The following is an 18684-nucleotide window of genomic DNA, read 5'->3' as shown; positions in this document are numbered from 1 at the left end:
TGTGATCAAAAGGCGTATAATCAAATGTTTAATTAAATGCTCATATTGAGAATAATAAGTTGGTGTATTAATGGGATTCTTAAAACAGTGGCGCAAGCAGAATAAAATTTGGCAATCTATTCGTAATAGTTATAGTCATCTAAAGCAGCAAGTACGTATTGCTAAGCTGCCTGCTAAGCCCTATCAGCAATTTCAAATAATGTGTGAAAATTATACAAGCGCACAAATGGCTCGGGCTTTTAACGATATCCCCGATTTTGCTGAACGCCCATTGAATAAGTATTTGCATCGTGATTGGAGTGGAAAACAAAAACTCTTTACTGTTACTCATACCTTAGCTTTAATCGAAAATACTTTTTCTGCTGATGCCATCAGCGCTATGTTTTCAAAGGAGCGTAAAGGGCTTGGAGTTGCAGATATAGAGCTAAAATCGGGTGATTTTGCACATTTAAAATTAATCTATTCACAATATCCACGTGAAGGTGATCTGACATTGCACTTGTTCAATGAAACGGGTGATGACATTTATTTGATGAGTTTTTCATTTGGCACAGAAGGTCAACTTTATATCTGTTCTTTGCAAGGGCCTTCAACAGAGCAAAGTACTGAACAAGTTAAATCTATCACCAAACAAATGCATGGCATGAGACCTAAAAATTTATTGATGTCTTCCATTTATGCAGTTGCTGCGTTTTTCAAATGTACATCAATTATGGGAATATCTAATAATAGCCATATAAAGCGCCAACATTTAAAATCCAGTTATGATAACTTTTGGCAAGAATGTAATGCGACTCTCATACCCGATGGTTGGTATCACTTACCATTAAATGAGCCTGTTCGTGATATTGAGCTAGTTAAAAGCCAACATCGTTCCGCATTCCGTAAACGTGAAGCACTAAGAGATGCAATGCAGCAAAGTATTTTAAATTCTCTTGCTCAAAATACTGTCACTATAAACAACGAAGTATAAGCAAATAATTAACTAAAAAAAAGCCAGTCAACAGTAAGGTTGACTGGCATATCTCATGTTTTAAACAGTATTGCTGCATCCTGCAAAACGACATCCTGCCGTTTGACATCCTGTCATCTATAAACAGTTTAGTGGGCTACATGCATCACTTAGCCATCCATGACCCTGTTTTATTAATTGAAAAGCTAAACAGATACCCCCTGTTCAGCCATGTAAGAATGTATTAAAAACACTAATGAGACAACCTAACAAAACGAACTAATAGAATATTAAAAGTATTAGCTTTTATATATTGATAGTAACCACATGAAATTAAATATTAAATAATTCTCATTTGAATATAGATAAAAAAACCAGGACCATTACTTAACTACTTTGTACGTTATATCCTACAATCTCTATCTATGATGTCTTACTCAACAGGTTCTATCACTGGATTTAGTTGTTGAATAAAGCTAACAAGGTCAGGTGAAACTACTCGTCTTTCTTTGCTTCCAAATTTTTCTATAATGATTTCTCCCGTTAAATTACACAGAGAAATCATTTCTAAATCAGAGTTTAAGGTCGCAATAAATAAGGTTGGTGATAATTTCAGGCGTTTTTGTGTGACTAAATGACCAATTAAATTTTCTTGTAAACGAATAAAATCATCCTCGTTCCATACCTGTATTAAACTCAATGTATGCTCTTGAAATTGAGCTTTCATATCACCAGCAAGCTGAGTGGTATAGAAATGGTGAATCATTGGTTGTAATTCAATATCTAATGCAGTAGCAACTTTATCGAGGCTTTTATCTTTAAAAGGAAAAACCTGAGGTTCCCAGTAAACCCAACTTTCCCCCGTACGAGTAATACAGGGTGATGGAATGCCATAAAGCTCAACAGAAGCTGGTGGCAATCCGGTCTGCTCCATCCATTGTGTCACATATTGTTGGGTAAAATGAGTAAGTGCTTCGGAGACGGTTATATTCATAATTATTTAATTTTTAAGATTAGGGTCTGTAGACCTTTTAGGTTTATTTTTGCAGCAATTTATAACTAAAAGCTGCCCACAGGTTCGGTAAAGAGACTGTATTCTTTATGTAGTTCGAGTTCTATATATCCTGCTAGAAAGCTCTAATATTGATGACTTTTGCCTTAAATAAAAGCTTTTACTTTGAACTAAAATCGTCCATTAAAGATCAACAGATCCGAGATTTAATTGAAATGACGGCAATATTATTGATAAGTGATATTATGACAGAAGTTAATAGATGAATGAAATGGTCTCATTTTATCCAACCTACGTCATCACGCTGTCTCTGTTTATGAAGTTTAAGGATCAACATGTCACACTATCAAAATAACTCTGCTCTGGATAATTTAACCTTAGGGAAAGAAACTGCGTACCATTACCAATATGACCCCAATCTACTTCAAGCAGTTCCTCGTAGCCTAAATAGGGAGCCATTAGATATTCATGCCGACAACCTTCCATTTCATGGCGCCGATATCTGGACTCTATATGAGCTTTCTTGGCTCAATAAAAAAGGTGTTCCTCAGGTTGCAATTGGCTTAGTTAGTGTTGATGCACAGAGCGAAAATTTAATCGAATCCAAAAGCTTCAAGCTGTACCTCAATAGTTTTAACCAAACTAGGTTTGAAACTTGGGAAAATGTGCGAAGCGTTTTGCAAAACGACCTCTGTCATTGTGCTAATGGAAAAGTTAGCGTTACACTTCATAAACTCGATGAAATTTCACAACAAGCCATTAGTCAATTTCAAGGTATTTGTATTGATGAGCAAGATATTGAAATCAATCAGTATGAATTTAGTCGTGACTACTTGGTTGAGAGTACAGAGAGTGAGGTTGTTGAAGAAATACTCGTCAGCCATTTGCTAAAATCAAATTGCTTAATTACCAACCAGCCTGACTGGGGATCTGTGCAAATTCGTTACCGTGGCCCTAAAATTAATCAAGAGGCATTGCTGCGTTACTTAGTCTCTTTCCGTCACCATAATGAGTTTCATGAGCAATGTGTCGAGCGTATTTTTAATGACATAACACAGTTGTGCAAGCCTGAACAACTCAGTGTTTATGCACGTTATACACGCCGAGGAGGCCTTGATATCAATCCATGGCGTAGTAATACACAATTTATGCCTGAAATAGGTCGTTTAGCACGGCAATAAATACTTTAAATTAAACATTTTTATATCAAGATCCCTTTGGGATAAAAGGAGTGTTACTTGATTATTCATATCAGTCCACTAGGATCCATGGATCTATTGTCTCAACTTGAAGTTGATATGTTAAAGCGTACCGCAAGCAGTCATTTGTATAGGCTGTTCAGAAACTGCTCATTAGCAGTATTAAATTCAGGTAGCTTAACGGATAATAGTAAAGATTTATTAGATAAGTATACCGACTTTGATATCAATGTATTACGCCGTGAACGAGGTGTAAAATTAGAACTTATCAACCCACCTCAAGATGCTTTTGTTGACGGTAAAATTATTCGTTCGATACAAGCAAATCTCTTTGCTGTACTGCGTGATATCTTATTTGTTCACGCTCAAATCATGAATGCAGAACAAAAACTACATTTAGATCTGGGAAATAGTGCGCACCTTACCAATGTTATTTTCTCTATATTGCGCAACGCACGAGCACTTCATCTTGATGAAGACCCAAGCATGATTGTTTGCTGGGGTGGTCACTCTATCAATGAAACGGAATATCTCTATGGGCGCAAGGTCGGTAATGAGCTTGGTTTAAGAGAGCTAAATATCTGCACGGGTTGTGGTCCCGGTGCAATGGAAGCACCGATGAAAGGCGCTGCTGTTGGGCATGCTCAACAACGCTATAGAAATAGCCGTTTCATCGGCTTAACTGAACCTTCAATCATTGCCGCTGAACCACCAAACCCACTGGTTAATGAGCTGATCATCATGCCAGATATCGAGAAACGTCTTGAAGCGTTTGTACGATTAGCCCATGGTATTATCATTTTCCCTGGCGGTGTTGGTACAGCTGAAGAATTACTCTATTTATTAGGAATCTTAATGGATCCTGAAAATAGTGAACAAGTGCTTCCTCTTATCTTAACTGGCCCGAAAGAGAGTGCTGAATACTTCTCTGTGCTTGATGACTTTATTCGTCATACGCTCGGAGACGAAGCCAGTAAACATTACCAAATCATTATTGATGATCCACAAGAAGTCGCTCGTGTCATGAAGAAAAACATGCCTCTGGTGAAAGATAATCGCCGTAGTACTGGCGATGCTTATAGCTTCAATTGGTCGATTAAAATCAGTCATGAACTGCAACATCCTTTCGAACCGACTCATGAAAATATGGCATCACTCAATTTGTATCCTGGTCAGTCACCGGAAAAATTAGCTTCAGATCTGCGCCGAGCATTTTCCGGTATCGTTGCTGGTAACGTAAAAGAAGTTGGCATGAAAGCAATTGAGAAACATGGACCATTTAAAATTCATGGAGATAACGAGATCATGCAACGCATGGATATCTTATTACGTGGATTTGTCAGCCAACATCGAATGAAGCTTCCGGGTGGAACAGCCTATGAGCCTTGCTACGAAATAGTTAAATAGAGAGATAGAGGCCAAGGATGGCATAAATTTTATGATCCATTTACTTATTATAGATGCACTTAATTTAATTCGTCGCATACATGCCGTACAAGGTAGCCCTTGTAGCGGAGGGTGTATATCAGCTGTATTACAGCTGATTAACCATACTTCACCAACCCATATTGTTGCGGTATTTGATGAAGAAGGCAGACACAATAGTTGGCGCCATGAAAAGCTTCCTGACTATAAAGCTGGACGTCAGCCAATGCCTGAAAATTTGCAGTCTGAGCTTCCTACATTGATAACCCAATTTAAAGTAAAAGGTATTCATTGTTGGCAATCTTCGGGGGACGAAGCTGACGATTTAGCGGCAACCTTAGCAAAAAAAATTGCCGATGCTGGGCAAATGGTGACGATCGTTTCAACAGATAAAGGGTATTGCCAACTATTATCCCCTTCTATACGCATTCGTGATTATTTTCAAAAACGCTGGCTAGATGCCCCTTTTATCGAAAATGAATTCGGTGTTAAACCGCATCAATTACCTGATTATTGGGGACTCGCCGGAATTAGTAGTAGCAAAGTACCCGGTGTTGCTGGAATTGGAGCGAAAAGTGCCACTCAACTCTTACAACGCTTTCAATCGATAGAGAATTTATTTGCAAATTTAGACAATATTGAAGATAAATGGCAAAAAAAGCTTAACAATCAATTTGAAATTGCCAAAATTTGCCGTGATATTGCAACGCTAAGAACCGATATTGAACTACAGGGAAATTTAAATCAGCTACGCTATCAAGCAAAATAAAATCCAATAAAAAACTGCGCCTTAATTAGTTGGTAACCAACTTTTGGGGAGCAGTTCTAATTTTATCTATGCTAAAAACATATCGAATCACATGTTAGAAAAAACTATCCAGAGAGGATTAGTCAACCCATGACTTCAAACACCACGAATATTTTTGGGCAATAAAACCAACTAACGACTAATCACGTGCTGGTACAGTAGCCCACCACATCCGTTGTACATGAACTGTAATTTCTTCACGGTCATGATATAGCTGTTTTGCTTGGATACGCACGTTAATGCCCTGCTCTTTTAATTGAGTCTGCATCTTATTGAGGATATGAGACACTTCCTCATAGCGTTTTTTCATCGGTAGTTTTAAGTTGAAAATAGCCTCACGACACCAGCCTTGTAATAACCAATCAGTCATTAACGCTGCCACTTTCGCCGGTTTCTCAACCATATCACACACCAACCAAGTGATATTATTCGAGGTTGGTTTGAACTTAAAACCATCCGCACGATGGTGCCTTACCTGCCCTGTTTGCATCAAACTTTCGGCAATAGGGCCATTATCAACAGCATGTACCATCATGCTACGTTGAACTAATTGATATGTCCAACCACCGGGACAAGCGCCTAAATCAACAGCATTCATTCCGCTCGCTAATCGTTCTTCCCATTCGTCATATGGTATAAATACATGAAATGCTTCCTCTAGCTTCAATGTTGAACGACTAGGTGCATCTGATGGTAATTTAAGACGTGGAATTCCCATATAAAAAGGAGAATTATTGTTGCTGTATGAGTAACCTGTATAGCAGCAACCTGACGCAATAAAGAAAACATGCACGATAGGACGTTTAAAATTTTCTTTATCAAGTAAGATTCTTTCTTTTCTCAGCGCATTACGCAAAGGCACCGTAAATTTACGGCAAAATTTCATTAGCTCTTTGCTTTCATTCGTATCAGCAACTTCAACACGAATATCCCCTGCCCTATCTACCTGTTGACTAAGCACTTTAATAATAGGTGTAATACGATCTTCTGGTGGTAAATCTTTCAATAAATCACCAACTACAATCATCTGACGTGCAAAAATTAACTCACGAAAAGAAATTTCGCGTGCAAGCCTATCCGCATCTTCAGCTTGATAGCATTCAAAAATAACGTAACCACTATTTTCTTTTACACGAGCAAAACCAAAAATCTCTTTTTGGCTTGCTTTATCAGTAATTTCTGCCGCACACTCTTTTTCAAAGCCTTGGCGACAATATAATGCAATTTTATTACTCATGGCGTAACGCCGGTTTCCTTAGACGCATAGCGCCGATAACGACCAACAGCCAGCCAATAAGAAAACATACTCCCCCTATTGGCGTAAAATAGGAAAAGTATTTTACCTGTAATAAGGCCATACAATAAAGGCTACCACTAAAAAGAAGTATGCCTACAGCAAAAAAAACACCACACCAATAAAACCATAGGACTACTTTACGCAATAAAATAGCGCCGAGTACCATTAAAGCTATTGTATGTAGCATTTGATAACGTAAACCAATTTGAATCCACTCCATCTGATGAGCGCTCATAATTGATGAGAGTGCATGGGTACCAATAGCACCAAAGGCCACAGTAAAAAAGCCACTAATACCTGCAAAAATTAACATTAAACGACTATTCACAGTAACACCTTTTTATTTAACTATGATTACTGAGTAGGGGCAACATCTTGGTCACCCGTAATAAAGCCCAACTTTTCTTGCTCACTTGCCGCTTGAGCAAGGATCCATTGGCGAAAAGCAGCTATTTTACCTAAATCTGCTTGGTTTTCTTGGCAAACAAGGTAAAACGCATTCTTACTGATGAGTACCTCACTAAATGGGCACACTAATCGACCTGCATCTATTTCATTTTTAGCCATGACATTATTGGTTAATGCAACTCCTTGGCCATGTACAGCAGCCTGTATCACCATAGCACTATGACTAAAAATAGGACCTTGTTGTACATTGACAACATTGTGTAATTCTAATTGGCGAATATATGCTTGCCAATCCCTGCGAGATGAATCATGTAATAAAGTATGATTAACTAAATCTTCTGGTTGCTTTAACGGATGTGCTCCCGTTAAGAATGCAGGTGAACATACAGGCATTAAATATTCTGCGTACAATCTATCTGTCCTTAAAGCAGGCCAGTTACCTCTCCCATAAAAGATTGCAACATCAACATCATCGGCAAGCTTATCTTCTTCCCTATCAACCGCTTGAATCCGTACATCAATTCCTGGATAGGCTTGATTAAAGCTAGAAAGACGCGGTACCAGCCATTGAATAGCAAAACTAGGGGATAGACTAACAGTTAATGCCCCTTTAGCACTGCGCGCTTGTAATTTCCTTGTCGCTTCATTAATTGAAGAGAATATTTCTTTAATATCGAGGTAATAACTTTGCCCTTCTTCTGTTAATAAAAGGGAGCGATTTCGACGGCGAAATAATTTTAATCCAAGAAAATCTTCCAAGCTTTTCATTTGGTGACTAACAGCAGCTTGAGTGACAAATAATTCTTCTGCCGCTTTAGTAAAACTTAAATGACGAGCGGCCGCATCAAATACCCTTAGTGCATTAAGTGGCGGTAATCTTTTAGACATAATCACTTCTACTCGACATGGTTATATGTATTAGTTTTTTTCATCCGAAGCATTATAAATTGTCCCTTGAGGATACGCCAGTAAATACCTATAGTATACGTACTTCCTAAGCCGGAACGAAAAGTTGAGGAGTTTAGTTACTTTGATACTTTTGGCTTTGTGGTTGTGATGTTGTGTTTGCAAGTTGTCTGGAAATACCAGACTTTGTAGCGTTAGCTACTGTTGTCACTTCCTGTACATTTACCCTGTCTGTCCATAGTGATTTTTTATATGCACCGCCCTAAGCGCGGTGCTTTTTTTTATCAAAAAAACGTTTGCCACATCATCAAAAGCAATTGAATCTAACCTAATTTACAAAAAATACACTCAGCTAAATATTGGGGATAAAGATTAAATTTGAATAAGTTATAAAACTAATCGCTTATAAAGTTAAACAAAAATGATTGCATTGTGTGGCAAAACACATAATCATTCCCATGCATTTTCAAGCTTTAGTATAATTATAAAAAATCAAATGTAACAAAATCTTTCAACTGGGAAATGATAATATCATTTATCACCCTCATTACAAATGAAACCCCTAATATTTAAATAAAGAATACATATAATGCATCAATTTTCTGCAAAACAATTTCGAGAGCAATTTCCTGCTATCAGTTCAGAGATAATTTTTCTCGATAGTGCCGCAACTGCGTTAAAACCGTCATCGATGTCGCAAGCTTCAAATGATTATTATCGACTGTCAGGTAGCTCAGTTTATCGAGGGCAATCCCTTGAATCACTAAAGATCACTGAAAATTATGAGCAAGGGCGAAAACGTGCTGCAAAATTGATTAATGCAGAGAGTGAAAATACCATTATTTGGACACGAGGAACAACAGAGTCCATTAATCTAATCGCTCAGAGCTATTTTAGAAGCCAATTAAAACCTAATGATGAAATCATTGTGAGTGAATTAGAGCATCACTCTAATTTATTACCTTGGATAATTCTCGCTCAGCAAACTGGCGCTAAAATAATTAAATGGCCTATAAATAATAAACATATACTGGACATTGATACCCTAAAATCACTACTGAATGAGCGAAGTAAGGTCATTGCTATCACTCAAATGTCAAATGTTACTGGCTTTCAACCAAGTATTGCCACCATTACCCAGTTAGCTCATACAACAGGAGCACTTGTTGTTGTTGATGGCGCACAAGGTGTTGTTCATCACCCTATTGATGTCCGTGCAATGGACATTGATTTTTATGCATTTTCTGCCCATAAGCTTTATGGCCCAACAGGCCTTGGGACTTGCTATGGTAAACCGGAATTACTCGCAAATATGTCACCATGGCATGGCGGTGGAAAAATGCTAACAGACGTTAGCTTTGAGCATTTTACACCAGCGCCTATACCACACTGCTTTGAAGCTGGCACACCTAATATAGCCGGAGTTATCGCCTTTTCTGCAACTCTAGATTGGTTATCCCAAATCGATCTGCACGCGTCCGAAGCCTACTGTTGCTCATTAATCGATTATGCTCATAGGCAACTCAGTCAGCTTAAAGGATTTATTTGCTATAGCCAACCTGACTCATCGTTATTAACTTTTAATTTTAGTGGCATACATCATAGCGATTTAGGTCTCTTATTGACTGAACAAAAAATTGCATTACGCTATGGCCAACATTGTGCACAACCATTAATGGATGCCATTAATATTAGAGGCTGTTTACGAATTTCTGTCATGCCCTATAATACTATGCAAGACATTGATAAATTTACTAATGCAGTAAAGTTTGCACTTTCGATACTGAATGATGAATAAGGAAGCCTAATGACTTCAATTACACCTAAATTTGCTCCACACCCTTTTGGTACAGAGTTGAAAATTGAGGAGATAATAGACCAACTTTCAGCACAAAAAGCGTGGGAAGATAAATATCGAACACTCATCCAGCTAGCTCGCCAGTTACCAACATTGACTGAAGATGAAATACAAGAGACTCAGGAAGTAAAAGGATGTGAAAACCGCGTGTGGATTGGCGCTAGGCTAAATGATGACCAAACATTTCATTTTTATGGAGATAGTGAAGGTCGAGTCGTTAAAGGTTTATTTGCGATTTTATTAGCTTCTATCGAACAAAAAAATAGCCAAGAAATCGTTTCTATCGATTTTAAAGATATTTTGAATAAAACTGGCCTTTCAAGTCAACTGAGTGAATCACGGCAAAATGGGATAGCCGCATTAATTGTGACTATCCAGAACATTGCTAATGAAATGACTCCCGCTGAATAATTTTTTTGAGGCTATTAAATAGCCTCAGTTTTTCTGCGAACGTTCCCGTTCAGCTTTAGCAACCATTTTCTTCAGCGCATGAGAAACAGCAATAAAACCAAAACTTGCCGTCACCATAGTTGCAGCACCAAAACCTGAGGCACAATCCATTCTTTTAGAACCATCTGCCGTACTTTTTGCTGCACAAACAGAACCATCACTTTGTGGATACACCAATTGCTCTGTTGAAAATACGCAATCAATTCCCAACTTGCCTTTACTATTTTTAGTCACATTAAAATCAGATTTTAGGCGTTCACGAAGTTTAGCAGCTAAAGGGTCTTGTACTGTTTTAGCGAGATCAACAACCTGAATTTGTGTCGGATCAATCTGTCCACCAGCACCACCGGTTGTCACCACCGGAATTTTATAGCGGCGGCAATAAGCAAGTAAGGCCGCTTTAGGTCTCACGCTATCAATCGCATCAATAACATAGTCAAAACCAGCACTAAGCAACTCAGAAACATTGTCGACAGTCACAAAGTCATCCACAACATTAACAACACATTCCGGATTAATTTCCAGAATACGTGCTTTCATTACCTCTACCTTTGGTTGCCCAACCGTAGACTTAAGTGCATGTAACTGACGATTAGTATTGGTGGTACATATATCATCCATATCAATAAGGGTGATATATCCAATACCTGTTCGTGCTAATGCTTCAGCAGCCCAAACACCAACGCCGCCAATACCGATGACACAAAGATGAGAACGAGCAAAAAGAGACAGCGCATGCTGCCCATAGAGACGTCCTATTCCAGCAAAGCGCTGTATCCAAGCATCAGAAAGCTTAGTTTGCATAATAGCCAACGACCTTAGTTAAAACGATTACTACTTGTACCGAACAGTGTCTGGCTCTTTTTCAACACCCACACTCTCCCGTAATGATTATAAAAACCGGCCATTTTACCTGCTTCATGACCCGTTCCATGATAAATATCGAAATGATGGCCTTTAATCGCACCACCAACATCCAAGGCAACCATCATACGCATTTCATAACGCCCCGTAAATTTACCCGTATTATCAAGAACAGGTACTTCAGCTAATAACGCCGTTCCTGGTGGGATCAATGTTTTATCTGATGCAACAGATGCTTTCGCAATTAATGGCACAGCACTCGCTCCTCGAACAGGAACAAACGATTGTGGCTTAAAGAAAACAAAAGAGGTATTTTCTTCTAATAATTGACGAACTTCTTGTTCACTATGGCTATTTGTCCAATCGTGAATAGCTTGTAGTGACATTTTATCTAGAGGCACTTCCCCACGATCGACAAGTACTTTGCCAATGCTTTTATAAGCATGACCATTTTTACCCGCATAGCCAAAGAAATTGAGTGGACTACCATCACCAAAATCAACATAGCCGCTGCCTTGAACTTCCATCATAAAGTTATCAACCGCTGAATTACTGTAAGCTAAAATTAAATTTTTGCTTAAAGCGCCATTATAGATAGCGGCTCGGCTAGGTAAGCGATTTTTTCCTTTTGGCGGCATGCCATAAAGTGGATGACGAAATTCTCCTTGCGGTTTATAGCGAGCCTCAATAACTGGTGTGTAGTATCCCGTAAATTGAACGTTGCCATAATTATCGGCACCTTCCATTTGGAAAGCCGTTAAATTAAAGTTTGCTAAGGTTGCAGGATCACCACCAGCAACTAACCAATTTTCGATCGCGTGGTAAGTATCATTATTGTTTTGAAATAACCGTGGTGATGCTTTTTTGATTTCAACAACTTGCTGATTAAAATCTTGTGTATTGATTGGGCGTCCCTGAACATTCAATTGATTGACCTGTTGAAGGTCTTGATTTAAACGACCATCTTTATACTGCTGCCCTTTGCTTGTTGGATGTGACTGACAACCGACAAGTAAAGAAAGAAAAGTTCCTGCCACACACCACTTTTGCCATAATTTCATGTTATACCGCCCACACCAATCCAATATGAAGCGCACAATAGCAAACCCATATTAATAATGAAACGGGTAATACTATTTAGTTAATCAATTAATACAGCTATACATATCCACGAACGCATAAAAAACGAACGTAGAGCATATATTTTGTTCTATCAATGCTAAAAATTGAAAAAAAACACGAAAAAACTTGCATCAGATCTCATCCCGCGTATAGTGCCCGCTATCGGACGCGGGGTGGAGCAGTTTGGTAGCTCGTCGGGCTCATAACCCGAAGGTCGTCGGTTCAAATCCGGCCTCCGCAACCAATAATTTGTTAGTGTAGTAAAAGTATTTCAGGCGCGGGATGGAGCAGTCTGGTAGCTCGTCGGGCTCATAACCCGAAGGTCGTCGGTTCAAATCCGGCTCCCGCAACCAATTTTACCTGAAATATTTAGCCTCTTCAGTCGCGGGGTGGAGCAGTTTGGTAGCTCGTCGGGCTCATAACCCGAAGGTCGTCGGTTCAAATCCGGCCCCCGCAACCAGTTTTTAATGATTCCCCTATGATTCTAAATCATTCCTAATATTATAATTTCCTCCCCCCCTAAAAAAGCAATTTACTTTTCAGTTTGTCGCCCATTAACATTTAACTATTTGTTATATAGTAAAAAATTGAAGATATATAGCTTCGAGGGAATATATATGAGGTAGCTCAGTCATAATGCCCATCTAACTTGATGGATGACGGGTACATATTAATTTCTAATTGTAAGCTTACCACCATTACGGAAGTATGCTTTGATACCTTGAAAAATGGACTCTGCCATCTGTTGCTGAAATTTCGCTGTTTTAAGTTTTCGTTCTTCTTCTAAATTACTAATAAACGCCGTCTCAACTAAGATAGATGGGATTTCTGGTGCCTTAAGAACCGCAAAGCCTGCCTGATCAACTTTATTTTTATGTAACCTATTCACTTTGCCCATACGCGATAAAACTTCATCACCAAACTTTAAACTATCATTAATCGTAGCCGTTTGAACTAAATCAAGCATTGTATGGTCAAGATAGACATCGCCACTTTTACTTACGCCACCAATTAAGTCAGCCTCATTCTGAGTCTGAGCTAAGTAACGAGCGGTATTACTCGTTGCGCCTTTGGTTGATAAAGCAAAAACGGATGAACCATGTGCAGAGCGATTAGTAAAGGCATCAGCGTGAATAGAAACAAATAAATCAGCCTGCATTTTACGTGCTTTAGCAACCCTAACTTGCAATGGAATAAACACATCTTCATTACGTGTCATATGAGCACGCATTTCAGGATCTTTATCAATCAGAGCTTTTAAACGACGCGCAATCTGCAACACGACATCTTTCTCTCGTGTTTTATATTTCCCAATAGCACCGGGATCTTCACCACCATGGCCAGGATCAATCATAATAATAATAGGGCGATCTTTACCTGCTTGCCCTGGTTTTTTAGCCTGAGCAGGCATATTCTCTTCTAAATCACCTTTATTATAATCTTCCAATAATGCAAGCAGTGGATCATCGGTTGTTTCTACCCCTTTACCAGGATAAAAATCCATCACTAAACGATGTTTAAATTCAGAGACTGGAGCCATCTTAAAGATTTGTGGGCTGACCCTATTTTTAACTTCAAAAACAAGACGTACTGTTTTCGGGTCATACTGACCAACTCTCACTAATTTTAGGTAGGGATCACGCGATTGAATTTGAGCGCCCATTTTTTTCAAGACGTTATTAAGTTGTACTCCCTCGAGATCAACAACAATACGCTCAGGGTTATCCAATGCAAATTGGCGATATTTTAGCGGCACATTTGATTCTAGAGTCACACGCGTATAGCTCGAAGCCGGCCAAATACGAACCGCAACAATGTTTGTATTCGCAGCAAAACCAAACGGGCTGATGCTAAGTAACATAACAGCACCCGCCCCTTGAATGAAGCGTCGCTTGGATGGATTGTGATCTTCGTGACTCATCTATAATTCCGAACCTAAAACTGAAACATCTGGTGATTTTAGAATAAAAGCCAAGTTGTAGCTAGGGCTGTTGAACTTTGCAACGTATTTTCATTGTACTAATTAATTGAAATAACATTAGTTTCATTATATCAAATATTGAGCTGATTAAAAAAATCATAAAAAAACCAAGTCGTTAATGAAAAATACCCTTCGAATTCGATTAAAAACGATTTTCTGCTGTGTAGGTGGCTCTTATCTAGTTCACTAGACAATGAATAATTGGCCATGCTTAAAAGGTTTTTTATTCAAATAAAAATTAACCTTTAAAGATCACCCTCCCTAGAAAGGGGCACTCTAACTAATCATTAACTTATTGTCATCAAGAATACACTCTTAAATATAGAGATATGTAAACCTCAATAATTAAAATGTTACAAGTCTTATCTTTTACTTGATATTTATCGCCAAAAAGAATAAAAATACATTAATAGCGAATAAAAATTCATTTAAGAGGGTGGTTATGAAAGAGCGCAGTACCGAGTTGGTTGATGAGTTTCGCCATTCGGTTCCTTATATAAATGCCCACCGCGGCAAAACATTTATTATTATGCTTGGTGGCGAAGCAATTGCGCATGAAAACTTTCCAAGTATTGTCAATGATATAGGTCTACTGCATAGCCTTGGCATACGTATTGTCGTTGTCTATGGTGCTCGCCCTCAAATCGAAGATATTTTAACAGAGCGGCATTATGAAGCGATTTATCATAAACATACACGCGTAACAGATGCGAATACGCTTGAATATGTTAAGCAAGCTTCTGGCGCTTTATTGCTCGATATTACCGCTCGTTTGTCAATGAGCTTAAGCAATACTCCTTTACAAGGCGCTCATATCAATGTGGTTAGTGGTAACTTTGTGATTGCCCAGCCTCTCGGTATTGATGATGGCGTCGATTATTGCCACAGTGGTCGGATCCGCCGCATTGATGAAGATGCAATCAATAAACAACTAGATAATGGCTCTATTGTATTAATAGGACCGGTAGCCGTTTCTGTTACAGGAGAAAGCTTTAATCTAACCTCAGAAGAAGTTGCTACTCAGCTCGCTGTCAAAATGAAAGCAGAAAAGCTAATTGGCTTTTGCTCTTCACAAGGTGTGGTTGATAAAAACGGTAATATTTTATCTGAGCTTTTCCCTAATGATGCAGAAAATAGAATTCAAGAACTTGAATCTGAAGGGGATTATTATTCTGGAACAGTTCGTTTCTTACGTGGAGCAGCTAAAGCATGTCGTCGTGGTGTACGTCGTAGCCACTTATTAAGTTACCAAGAAAACGGCGCTTTAATTCAAGAGCTATTCTCACGTGATGGTATTGGTACACAAATCGTTATGGAAAGTGCGGAGCAAATCCGTCGTGCCAATATTAATGATATTGGGGGTATTTTAGAGCTAATCCGCCCTCTTGAGCAACAAGGAATACTTGTTAGGCGCTCCCGAGAGCAACTTGAGATGGAAATTGATAAATTTACCATTATTGAACGGGATAATTTAGTCATTGCTTGTGCCGCTCTCTATCCATATCCAGATGAAAAGCTTGGGGAAATGGCATGCGTTGCAGTTCATCCTGATTATCGTAGTTCTGCCCGAGGAGAAGAACTTCTACACCGAGTTGCGTTACAAGCTAAGCAATTGGGGCTAGATAAACTGTTCGTTCTCACAACACGTAGTATACATTGGTTCCAAGAAAGAGGCTTTATGCCAGCGGAAATTGAAATGCTGCCGTTGAAAAAACAAGCATTATATAATTATCAGCGTCGTTCTAAGATTTTGATGCTTGATTTGAAAATGCAGGCTGATAAATAATTTCCACTCTACTAACCTGATCATTTAAATGATTCAGGTTAGTTTTTTTATTCACAATTCTCCGAATACTTCATATTTCATGACGTTTGCTGATATGTCTGAAAACACCTTGAATTATCTAGGTTTTATAAAATTAAGCTATTTGTACAACACGGGATTTTTCGCAAAGTGGAATGCTATCGATAAGAGGCTTCAGTAACGCGAACATTTCTGCAAATGATGTTCCATAGAAGTAAAACGCAGTTTCTGTTGGGCCTTCCCATACACCATGAATAGCACCAATATCTTCAACTGCTTCATCTAGCTTATCAAAAATGTCGCTAATATCGCTATTTTCATAAACCTCATCAGGCAAATCAGAGCCGTTTAAATAAAGAGCTAGACCTTCTTGTTCGCCAAACTCAATCACGGTATCTTCACCATGAATGATTAATCGGGAACCTTTAGGCGCTAGCATGGATGAAAACAACTGAATAATCAGGCTAATATTTTCATCATTGGCATCCTCAACCGCCAATTCAATGTCACACTCGTCAGCTTCACCATTATCTGATAATAGAGTTCCACCGCCAGTTACTTGGATATTTTTATCCATACTTCTCATAACTTCTGCAAATGCATCTTCTAAATCAGCACGTCTTATCGGTTCAAGCCGAGCTTTAAGCGTTACGGTGATTGCCGTCATTTCTTGCTGGTTATCCATATCATTACCTTTTACATTTAAATCAAAGTAAGTAGCCCACGCTACCAGTTAATTATTCGTTTACATTCATTAGCTGCATAGCTAATCCGCTACGCCGCTTAGTTGGCGTTTCGATAGCTCGGCGTAAAATTTTCATGCTGCAATACAAAGAAAGCTCTTTTTTTGCTCTTGTCATCGCCGTATACACTAACTCACGTGTAATCACAGGTGAATATACCTTCGGTAAGACTAATGCGGTATGAGTAAACTCCGAACCTTGGGACTTATGAACCGTCATTGCATAAGCAGTTTCATGCAAAGGTAATCGATTCGGTTGGATACCCTTAATAGTTCCATCAGGATACTGAAAATATGCTCTAAGTGCATCGTCGTCATCAGGGAGTATAATGCCAATATCCCCATTAAATAGGCCTAGTGGGCTATCATTGCGGCTGATCATAATTGGTCTGCCTGCATAATGTTTATTGAGTTGATTAAAAGGACGATGAATAAGTCCCTGCCGATGAAACAATTTCTCTAATTTATCATTCAATCCTGTCACGCCATATGGGCCTTCCCTTAAAGCCGTGAGCAAACGGTATTGATTGAATTTAGATAAAATTTCTGCCGGTGAATTTTTGGCTTTCACGGCTAATAAGTAATCTCTATAAAACCCTGCAGCAGCCATCAGCATTTGAGCATAATCATCTTCATTTTCTTGTAAATAAATATGCACATCATCTAATGAGCTATTTAATAATGTTTCCGCACGTCTTGCATTGCCATCATTAACGGCAAAAGCTAATTGACCAATACCTGAAGAAGAAGAGAAACGATAGCTCTTACGTAATAAACATAAGCTATTTCTGATCAGCGGGCCTGTGTCAGAGGTAAAATCATTAAGTGGATAGCCTGTCAGCTGTGTTAGCTCTTTTGCTCGTTTAACACTATAGCCAACGTCTGCAAACTGACAAATATCCCCAAGTACCGCCCCTGCCTCTACGGATGCAAGTTGATCTTTATCACCTAAAAAAATCAGTTTTACATTTGCAGGTAAAGCTTCAATAAGTTTGCCCATCATAGGCAAATCCACCATTGAAGCCTCATCAATAATAAGAACATCCAGTGTTAACAGATTTTCACGATGATAACGAAACTGTTGACTTTCAGGTTGAGCTCCGAGTAAACGATGCAGTGTTTTAGCTTGATTTGGTAACATGTGCCTATCTTCGTCACTCAAAGATAGGCTATTAAGTGCAGCACCTAAAGATTCAGTTAAACGAGCAGCTGCTTTACCTGTTGGCGCCGCTAATTCAATTTTAATACTTTGTTTACTTTGTGTGGCGAGCTTTATCAAAACAGCTAAAATTCGTGCAACTGTAGTGGTTTTCCCTGTACCGGGTCCCCCTGAAATAACGGAAACTTGGCTAGTAACAGCAACAGCGGCTGCAATTTTTTGCCAATCAATTCCATCAGTCGCTGGAAATAGCTCATCTAGAATTAGTTTCATCTCTTTCACATCAAATTGTGGCAATATTGTATGTGAAAAATATTTAGAAACATCCTGTTCGTATTGCCACAGACGCTGAAAATATAAAAACTCCCCCGATAAAACGAGGGGAGATAGCTTTTCTTCGCCTGCCAGTGTAACTGATGATGAGTTTTTGACGGCCTGATAAATTTGTTTTGCATCAGGCTCACCGATTGCCAGCCAAAACGCTGCTGCAAGTTCAGGATGACGACCAGAAAATAATTTTTCTTCGTTCAACTCAGGCAATGACAAACAAACGTGCCCTGCCATTGTCTCTGAGCTTAGCAAAGTAGTAATCAAAAGTAATATCGGGTTTTGATCCGCTATGATGTTATAAGCAAATTGAACATCAAGTGGGCTAAATAGGCGCTCTTCAAGAGCTTTATTGAAAAGATCTTTCATC

At 38.8% G+C, this 18684-nt stretch carries 16 protein-coding genes and 3 tRNA genes; 10 read left to right on the top strand and 9 right to left on the bottom strand.

Annotated features, from left to right (window positions below; all coding sequences use genetic code 11):
• The first annotated feature begins 70 nt into the window (after window positions 1-70).
• Window positions 71-973 (top strand): VirK/YbjX family protein, encoded by a 903-nt coding sequence (locus tag OOA_RS13810; RefSeq protein WP_008912772.1) that lies wholly within the window; start codon window positions 71-73, stop codon window positions 971-973.
• A gap of 412 nt (window positions 974-1385) precedes the next feature.
• Here OOA_RS13810 and syd read toward each other — a convergent pair whose 3' ends face one another.
• Window positions 1386-1946, bottom strand: coding sequence for a SecY-interacting protein (gene syd, locus OOA_RS13805; RefSeq protein ID WP_040691506.1), 561 nt, complete (start codon window positions 1944-1946; stop codon window positions 1386-1388).
• Between the two features lie 353 nt (window positions 1947-2299).
• Here syd and queF point away from each other — a divergent pair, with 353 nt between their 5' ends.
• From queF to xni, 3 genes are read left to right on the top strand one after another with little or no spacing between them, the layout of a single operon-like run.
• Window positions 2300-3145: an NADPH-dependent 7-cyano-7-deazaguanine reductase QueF gene (gene queF / locus OOA_RS13800; RefSeq protein ID WP_008912770.1), complete on the top strand. Its 846-nt coding sequence runs from the start codon at window positions 2300-2302 to the stop codon at window positions 3143-3145.
• A gap of 57 nt (window positions 3146-3202) precedes the next feature.
• The gene (gene ppnN, locus OOA_RS13795; RefSeq protein WP_008912769.1) at window positions 3203-4570 is read left to right on the top strand and encodes a nucleotide 5'-monophosphate nucleosidase PpnN; all 1368 of its coding nucleotides are present in this window, start codon (window positions 3203-3205) and stop codon (window positions 4568-4570) included.
• A 31-nt stretch (window positions 4571-4601) separates the two neighbouring features.
• Window positions 4602-5357 (top strand): flap endonuclease Xni, encoded by a 756-nt coding sequence (gene xni, locus OOA_RS13790; RefSeq protein WP_008912768.1) that lies wholly within the window; start codon window positions 4602-4604, stop codon window positions 5355-5357.
• 178 nt (window positions 5358-5535) lie between these two features.
• Here the strand turns inward: xni and rlmM are convergent, their stop codons facing one another.
• Genes rlmM through OOA_RS13775 form a run of 3 tightly spaced genes read right to left on the bottom strand, consistent with a single transcriptional unit; the run spans window position 5536 to window position 7989 of the window.
• The gene (gene rlmM / locus OOA_RS13785) at window positions 5536-6633 is read right to left on the bottom strand and encodes a 23S rRNA (cytidine(2498)-2'-O)-methyltransferase RlmM (RefSeq protein ID WP_008912767.1); all 1098 of its coding nucleotides are present in this window, start codon (window positions 6631-6633) and stop codon (window positions 5536-5538) included.
• Window positions 6626-7006 carry a DUF423 domain-containing protein gene (locus OOA_RS13780; protein WP_201764601.1) on the bottom strand — a complete coding sequence of 127 codons (381 nt, stop codon included), beginning with the start codon at window positions 7004-7006 and terminating at the stop codon, window positions 6626-6628. Before OOA_RS13780 ends, rlmM begins: the two co-directional genes overlap by 8 nt.
• 41 nt (window positions 7007-7047) lie before the next feature.
• Window positions 7048-7989, bottom strand: a complete 942-nt coding sequence (locus OOA_RS13775) for a transcriptional regulator GcvA (protein ID WP_008912765.1) — start codon at window positions 7987-7989, stop codon at window positions 7048-7050.
• A 607-nt stretch (window positions 7990-8596) separates the two neighbouring features.
• Here OOA_RS13775 and csdA point away from each other — a divergent pair.
• On the top strand, window positions 8597-9805 hold the full coding sequence (csdA, locus tag OOA_RS13770; RefSeq protein ID WP_008912764.1) for a cysteine desulfurase CsdA: 1209 nt from the start codon (window positions 8597-8599) through the stop codon (window positions 9803-9805).
• A gap of 9 nt (window positions 9806-9814) precedes the next feature.
• Window positions 9815-10276 (top strand): cysteine desulfurase sulfur acceptor subunit CsdE, encoded by a 462-nt coding sequence (gene csdE / locus OOA_RS13765; RefSeq protein ID WP_008912763.1) that lies wholly within the window; start codon window positions 9815-9817, stop codon window positions 10274-10276.
• 24 nt (window positions 10277-10300) lie between these two features.
• On the opposite strand, the gene tcdA is transcribed toward csdE, so the two are convergent.
• Both tcdA and mltA read right to left on the bottom strand, forming a co-directional pair.
• Entirely contained in the window at window positions 10301-11119 is an 819-nt protein-coding gene (gene tcdA, locus OOA_RS13760) for a tRNA cyclic N6-threonylcarbamoyladenosine(37) synthase TcdA (RefSeq protein ID WP_008912762.1), read from the bottom strand.
• Between the two features lie 14 nt (window positions 11120-11133).
• Window positions 11134-12240, bottom strand: a complete 1107-nt coding sequence (gene mltA / locus OOA_RS13755) for a murein transglycosylase A (RefSeq protein ID WP_008912761.1) — start codon at window positions 12238-12240, stop codon at window positions 11134-11136.
• 228 nt (window positions 12241-12468) lie between these two features.
• On the opposite strand from mltA, the gene OOA_RS13750 reads away from it, so the two are divergent.
• The 3 genes from OOA_RS13750 to OOA_RS13740 all read left to right on the top strand — a co-directional run bounded on the left by OOA_RS13750 (window position 12469) and on the right by OOA_RS13740 (window position 12761).
• Window positions 12469-12545, top strand: a tRNA-Met gene (locus OOA_RS13750).
• Between the two features lie 32 nt (window positions 12546-12577).
• Window positions 12578-12654 (top strand) — tRNA-Met (locus OOA_RS13745).
• 30 nt (window positions 12655-12684) lie between these two features.
• Window positions 12685-12761: transfer RNA gene (locus OOA_RS13740), tRNA-Met, on the top strand.
• A gap of 210 nt (window positions 12762-12971) precedes the next feature.
• Here OOA_RS13740 and amiC read toward each other — a convergent pair.
• Window positions 12972-14222 carry an N-acetylmuramoyl-L-alanine amidase AmiC gene (gene amiC / locus OOA_RS13735; protein WP_008912760.1) on the bottom strand — a complete coding sequence of 417 codons (1251 nt, stop codon included), beginning with the start codon at window positions 14220-14222 and terminating at the stop codon, window positions 12972-12974.
• Between the two features lie 502 nt (window positions 14223-14724).
• Between amiC and argA the strand changes: the two genes are divergently transcribed.
• Complete coding sequence (gene argA, locus OOA_RS13730) at window positions 14725-16068, top strand: amino-acid N-acetyltransferase (protein ID WP_008912759.1); 1344 nt, start codon at window positions 14725-14727, stop codon at window positions 16066-16068.
• A gap of 133 nt (window positions 16069-16201) precedes the next feature.
• Here the strand turns inward: argA and OOA_RS13725 are convergent, their stop codons facing one another.
• On the bottom strand, window positions 16202-16771 hold the full coding sequence (locus OOA_RS13725; RefSeq protein ID WP_008912758.1) for a hypothetical protein: 570 nt from the start codon (window positions 16769-16771) through the stop codon (window positions 16202-16204).
• 52 nt (window positions 16772-16823) lie between these two features.
• Window positions 16824-18683: an exodeoxyribonuclease V subunit alpha gene (gene recD / locus OOA_RS13720; RefSeq protein WP_008912757.1), complete on the bottom strand. Its 1860-nt coding sequence runs from the start codon at window positions 18681-18683 to the stop codon at window positions 16824-16826.
• Window position 18684 lies beyond the last annotated feature (1 nt).

It is taken from the genome of Providencia burhodogranariea DSM 19968 (genome assembly GCF_000314855.2).
Lineage (GTDB): Bacteria > Pseudomonadota > Gammaproteobacteria > Enterobacterales > Enterobacteriaceae > Providencia > Providencia burhodogranariea.
This window is presented reverse-complemented; position numbering and strand designations above follow the sequence as displayed.